Source organism: Lacticaseibacillus salsurae (genome assembly GCF_045862175.1).
In the GTDB taxonomy this organism is placed as follows: domain Bacteria; phylum Bacillota; class Bacilli; order Lactobacillales; family Lactobacillaceae; genus Lacticaseibacillus; species Lacticaseibacillus salsurae.
Map to the genome: position 1 here is coordinate 1 of NZ_BAAFZI010000092.1, position 4,758 is coordinate 4,758.

Annotated in this window: 6 protein-coding genes; 4 read left to right on the plus strand and 2 right to left on the minus strand. The window is 48.2% G+C overall.

The annotated features are described in order from the left end of the window. Positions 1-985 (minus strand): ISLre2-like element ISLca4 family transposase (locus tag ACKTSG_RS13540; protein WP_407895516.1); only part of this gene is annotated, 985 nt, incomplete at its 3' end. Positions 986-1,045: 60 nt separating this feature from the next. On the opposite strand from ACKTSG_RS13540, the gene ACKTSG_RS13545 reads away from it, so the two are divergent. Both ACKTSG_RS13545 and ACKTSG_RS13550 read left to right on the plus strand, forming a co-directional pair. Then, a complete protein-coding gene (locus ACKTSG_RS13545; protein ID WP_407895518.1) occupies positions 1,046-1,909 on the plus strand; it encodes an ABC transporter ATP-binding protein in 864 nt (287 codons plus the stop codon). Between the two features lie 784 nt (positions 1,910-2,693). After that, the gene (locus ACKTSG_RS13550) at positions 2,694-2,894 is read left to right on the plus strand and encodes a hypothetical protein (RefSeq protein ID WP_152164932.1); all 201 of its coding nucleotides are present in this window, start codon (positions 2,694-2,696) and stop codon (positions 2,892-2,894) included. Between the two features lie 201 nt (positions 2,895-3,095). Here the strand turns inward: ACKTSG_RS13550 and ACKTSG_RS13555 are convergent, their stop codons facing one another. Next, positions 3,096-3,221 carry a type I toxin-antitoxin system Fst family toxin gene (locus ACKTSG_RS13555; RefSeq protein WP_369385982.1) on the minus strand — a complete coding sequence of 42 codons (126 nt, stop codon included), beginning with the start codon at positions 3,219-3,221 and terminating at the stop codon, positions 3,096-3,098. Between the two features lie 317 nt (positions 3,222-3,538). Here ACKTSG_RS13555 and ACKTSG_RS13560 point away from each other — a divergent pair, with 317 nt between their 5' ends. After that, positions 3,539-4,222: an IS6 family transposase gene (locus tag ACKTSG_RS13560; RefSeq protein WP_152164930.1), complete on the plus strand. Its 684-nt coding sequence runs from the start codon at positions 3,539-3,541 to the stop codon at positions 4,220-4,222. Positions 4,223-4,348: 126 nt separating this feature from the next. Then, a partial coding sequence (locus ACKTSG_RS13565; protein WP_491062201.1) for a transposase occupies positions 4,349-4,758 on the plus strand: 410 nt, incomplete at its 3' end.

The window sequence follows — 4,758 nt, forward strand, 5'->3', positions numbered from 1 at the left end:
GCATTGAGTCCCCTGAATCGGTGTCTTGAACCATGCTTTCCGCGGTATCCAAGACCATCTCTGTTCTGGCCTTGTTGCCAGTCCAAACTGACTTGCGGAGTAGGTCTTGCAGATCACGTGGCATCATACTGAACCGCTCCTTGAGCTTGCGATTCAGGTGGTAGCCGTCTAGCACGTGCGCCCACCTAGCGGCGCCCGGGACCAACTCCTTGAACGCCTTAGGACTATAACCAGACCCATTATCACTGCCGGTCAGGACGCAGGTCTCGCGCAAATCGTAGTGCTGGTCGATGTATGACCTGGCTTCATCAAAGACCTTCTCGTGCGACAGCCCGGTGATGCTATGCCGGTTGATCAACTGGTGCCGCTTGCCTGACTGCGTTACGCCTTCACTGATTTGGACGCGATGAACCATTACCTGAGTGCCATGCTTCAGCTTCACCTTAAAGGCATCACCTTCGATGAACAGTTGCGGTACTGCTCGCCGGTCTACCTCCACTGTGACGTACTTGGCCTCGGCTTCACGTACCGTGTCTAGCTCTTGTCCAGCCTCGCGCACTAAGTTATCCACGGTCATCGCTGACATCGAGAATGGCGTTAGAAGATCAACGGCCTTCGCGGTTGTCCGCATCACAGTCAACGAGGCTAGTTCGGCGACCTTAGCCATGATCATTGGTGTGAAGCGTCGACCCGTAGCTAAGCCAACCTTTTCGTCAAACGGGTAAAAGAGCCGGCCACTGTCATCTTTCACCAAGCGCCGCTTAAACACGACATCACCGAACATGGCAGTGATGTGCCGCTGATCCTTGTGAATGATTCTGTAATCCTTATGACCAAGGCACAAATCATCATCAAGTTGCTCACAAGCCTGAGCTACGCCGGCACAGACCAACTGGCTGAGCTCGGTCATCATTTGACTTTCAGCACTGATAATGGAGTCATTGGACTTTAAAGCTTCAAGGACAATTGCTACAATTGAGGACATGGAAGATCGCTTCTCTCTGATTTTGTGTGGTAGCTCAATTAGAGGACAAGCGGTCTTCTTTTGTCAATTTATCCTTCTGACTCGGACCTAACCGAGAGAAACTTTACACCTAGCTTACATCCAGAAAAACATGTCCAGATTTTGGACCACAACAAAGCGGAGAAGCGTTTCAAAAAGCTTTTTGGTTGGATCCTGGCGGCAATCGGCGTGACGCTGGTCTTGTTCGTTGTCTTCCCCAAAAACATCAATGAATCGGGGTTAACTACGAGCAAGTCCTTTGTGATGGGAGAGAACACTTTCATCTATGCCAACGCCAAACGGTATAGCAATCAAACGTATCGGCTGGGCTTTTATGTCAGTGACAATCAGCTTGATCCGTTGGCTGCCGTCCGCGCAAAGGTGCGTACCAAAAGTCACGAAAATGGTGAGAACCTATCATCAAGTTTGACTCAAGTGAGCCCCGATTATTATGTCGTGACAGTTAAACAAGTTCCTAAGAAACAAGCGCTCCTTTACGTCGCGATTGGTGACAAGAAGACGACGGGGAGTGGGCTGGAGGCTGCCAATAGCCAGGCCTTGTTAGTTCAAAAAGCCAAGAATGCGGGCACCTATAAACGACCAACAACGCACCAACTCCAGCAAGAATATCTCGCCTACATGGTGAAATACTACTCGCAAAATATTCAGAAACTTGAGCGTAAGGTGGCCAAGAATAAGTCCAACATTGCCAAGCTCAAGAAGATTTTATCGAAGCAAAATCAGTCGTTGGATCTTCAAACTGGGGCTCAAAAATCTGATACCAAGAGTAAAATTGCGCAAACGAAATCTTCAATCAAGCAGCATCAAACTTCAGTTAAAAATTTTGAGAAGGCGATCAATAATGCACGAGATGCTCGTGCAAACTACGGAGAAAAGCTAAATTGAATCCCAAAAATGCGTGTGCCCAGAACTTTGAATATTGGGCACAAATTGAGTTTTTGGGTGCACAAAGCTCTGAATATTGGGCACAATCGCGATTTTGGCGTGTGCCCAAGAACTAAGATTTAGGGCACTTGGGCCACGAATGTGGCCCCTTTGGAAAACCCACCGCACTGCGGTGTCACCCATTTATGGGTGCAGTTTTCCCTTATGCTCATTATCCAAAACTCCAAAATTCGTCCCCTGTCGAAAATCGTCAACAGTCACACGTCTAAAACCGCGCATGTACTTAGTGATATCTCGCCAGGTGTCGTGTTGTGTGTCCTTTGTGTTGCTATATAGTTATATGAAAGGCACAGGAAGAACACATATTGAGAGAAGAAAAAAACTCGCAACACGACGGCGGCTTAGGCCACCTGTTTTTGCGGTTTTCCACTCGACTAACAGGCAAGACGCAATGAATTGCTGTGCCTGTAACGCAAAGACAGAAAAGAGCATAAGGGAAACGGCTGTCACATACTGTGATAGGCCCGCAGTGCGGGCGTTTCCGGTGGCGCCAGATTTTCTCGTCTACCGACTTTTTACCGATACTTAACCGACAGTATACCGATTGAATACCGACACATTACCGATACGTACCGACAAAATACCGATACCGTGCCGATACAAGAATTGTCAATATTCACCCGTCTCAAACTTCGTATGTACTTGGTAATCTCTTAGTTGGCGTTGTGTCATGTGCTTTTGGTGTTACTATATAGTAACATCAAATAAACAGGAGGAACACATCATGGGAGAAGAAAAAAGTCGCATTGCTGTTACTTTGAGTGAACAAGCAATTAACGTATTGGATGAGTTGGTTAGAAAAACTCAAGCACAGGCGGAGCACACACTTGCAAACCAGCCCTACACAGTTAAGGTTACTCGGTCGAACGTCATTGAGAACTTGCTTATGCAACAGACACAACACCAAGGTGGTTCTACTTTCTAGTGCTGTTGCTTCTGCTGGTCCCTGACAACCAAGCCTTGCGATTATATCTTGTTGTCCTGCCAATAACGCTCAACGCGTGTTATACTGAACTTGTGAGAAATTCAATGCATATCTAGCACAAAGCGCCGCCACCCCTGCATGGGTGACGGCGCTTTTTTTCACCGCGGGAAACGGCGTGTGGGTTGGTTGGCAACCACTAGATTATCGGTGCCGGCGATCCAACCAGTCGGCAAATAGTGCTGTGACTATTCCCACCACGCATGGGGCGACAATCAGTGTGAGTAATTCGTGCATACCTAGCACCCCCTCTCTGGGGCTAGTTGCCATAAATCAGTTTACCAGATGTTCTATCTAGGTGCTGGTTTGGCTCTAAAGTTGACCAGCCCATTCACTTGATGCAACGGTGGCACGTTGAGTGATTGTTACCGGTCGCCCTCGGAGCGCGTGCGCGACGACCTGCTGAACCACGCTTTTGATTTGGCACTTGCCAAGGCGTAGCCGCGGCGGGAGCGTAGCGACCAGAGTTTGATGTGAGGCGGTTTGTGCCTCACTCATTTTTGAGAGGTCTCGGGGGTTCTGGTGCAAATTTTCCTTGCTGACTTGATTTTAGTATACTGGGTGCCAAGAAACGAGGGATTGCGCGCATGAATCACTTTAAGGGACGCCACTTTCAAAAGGACATCATCTTAGTAGCCGTTGGCTACTATTTCAGATTCAGTCTCAGCTATCGTGACATCGTTGAATTGCTTCGGGATCGGGGTATCACTGTTCATCACACCACGGTCATGCGTTGGGTTCATCACTATGGCCCCATCTTTAAGGCTCTATGGCGTCGGCATCAAACAGCTCACGCTAAAAGTTGGCGAATCGATGAGACCTATATTCGAGTTAAAGGCCGTTTGGCCTATTTGTATCGCGCTATTGACAGTAACGGTTTGACCATGGATTTTGAGCTACGAAAACACCGCGATTATACCGCATCCTATCACTTTTTGAAGCGTCTCTTGACGACCAATGGTCGGCCTGATCGATTAGTCACTGATCAATATCGGGCAACACTGAAAGCAGTGAAGCACCTGATAAAGCAAGACTATTTGAGCAAATCAGCCCACCAATGTTCCAAATATCGAAATAATTTGATTGAACAGGACCACCGATTCATTAAACGTCATCGTGTCCGCTCAGCAAGCTTTCAAAGCATTCGAACCGCTAGTGCAATGTTGAGCGGTGTGGAAACTGTTCACGCAATACGCAAAAGAACCCGACGAGAGTTAAGTCTCATCGGGTTCTCAGTCGTGGACGAATTAGAAGCATTGTTAGCTGCATAACCTTCAACATAGGATCAATAGCTGGTTAGATGGTCATCTCTCAGACTGTTTGCACCAGATCCCTTTAGGCAACTTGCCAATCAGTGCCTCAAGTTACCAGACCAACGACGATTCTGGAAGGCCTCGATGATCGACATCTTCTTGGAAAAATTGTTGCTCGACGTTGCCGGGTATTTACATGACAGTAGTGCCAATGACTGGCAACGTGATCCCGTACTGGCGGCCACCTTGGGTAGCTCTCGGCTAGTCTCACAGCCCTCACTTTCACGGTTTTTCAAGCGCCTTGAAGACGCCGACCTAGATGACTTTCGGAAGCTTATCTGGCAAGTAGCCGCCTTGGCTTTCCGTCTTAGTGGTCAATCCCGCTTCGTGCTGGATATAGACTCAACGCATTGTGATACTTTCGGTAATCAAGAACGGTCCGCCTTCAACGCTCACTATATGGCCTATGGATATCACCCTCAGGTTGTATTTGATCAAGAGTCCGGGTTGCTCTTAGACGCCTTGATGCGCCCTGGCAATGAGTACACCGGCAA

Coding starts and splice junctions, on each gene's coding strand:
- ACKTSG_RS13560 (WP_152164930.1), top strand. CDS start 3,539: ATGAATCACTTTAAGGGACGCCACTTTCAAAAGGACATCATCTTAGTA.
- ACKTSG_RS13555 (WP_369385982.1), bottom strand. CDS start 3,221: ATGGCAACTAGCCCCAGAGAGGGGGTGCTAGGTATGCACGAATTACTC.
- ACKTSG_RS13550 (WP_152164932.1), top strand. CDS start 2,694: ATGGGAGAAGAAAAAAGTCGCATTGCTGTTACTTTGAGTGAACAAGCA.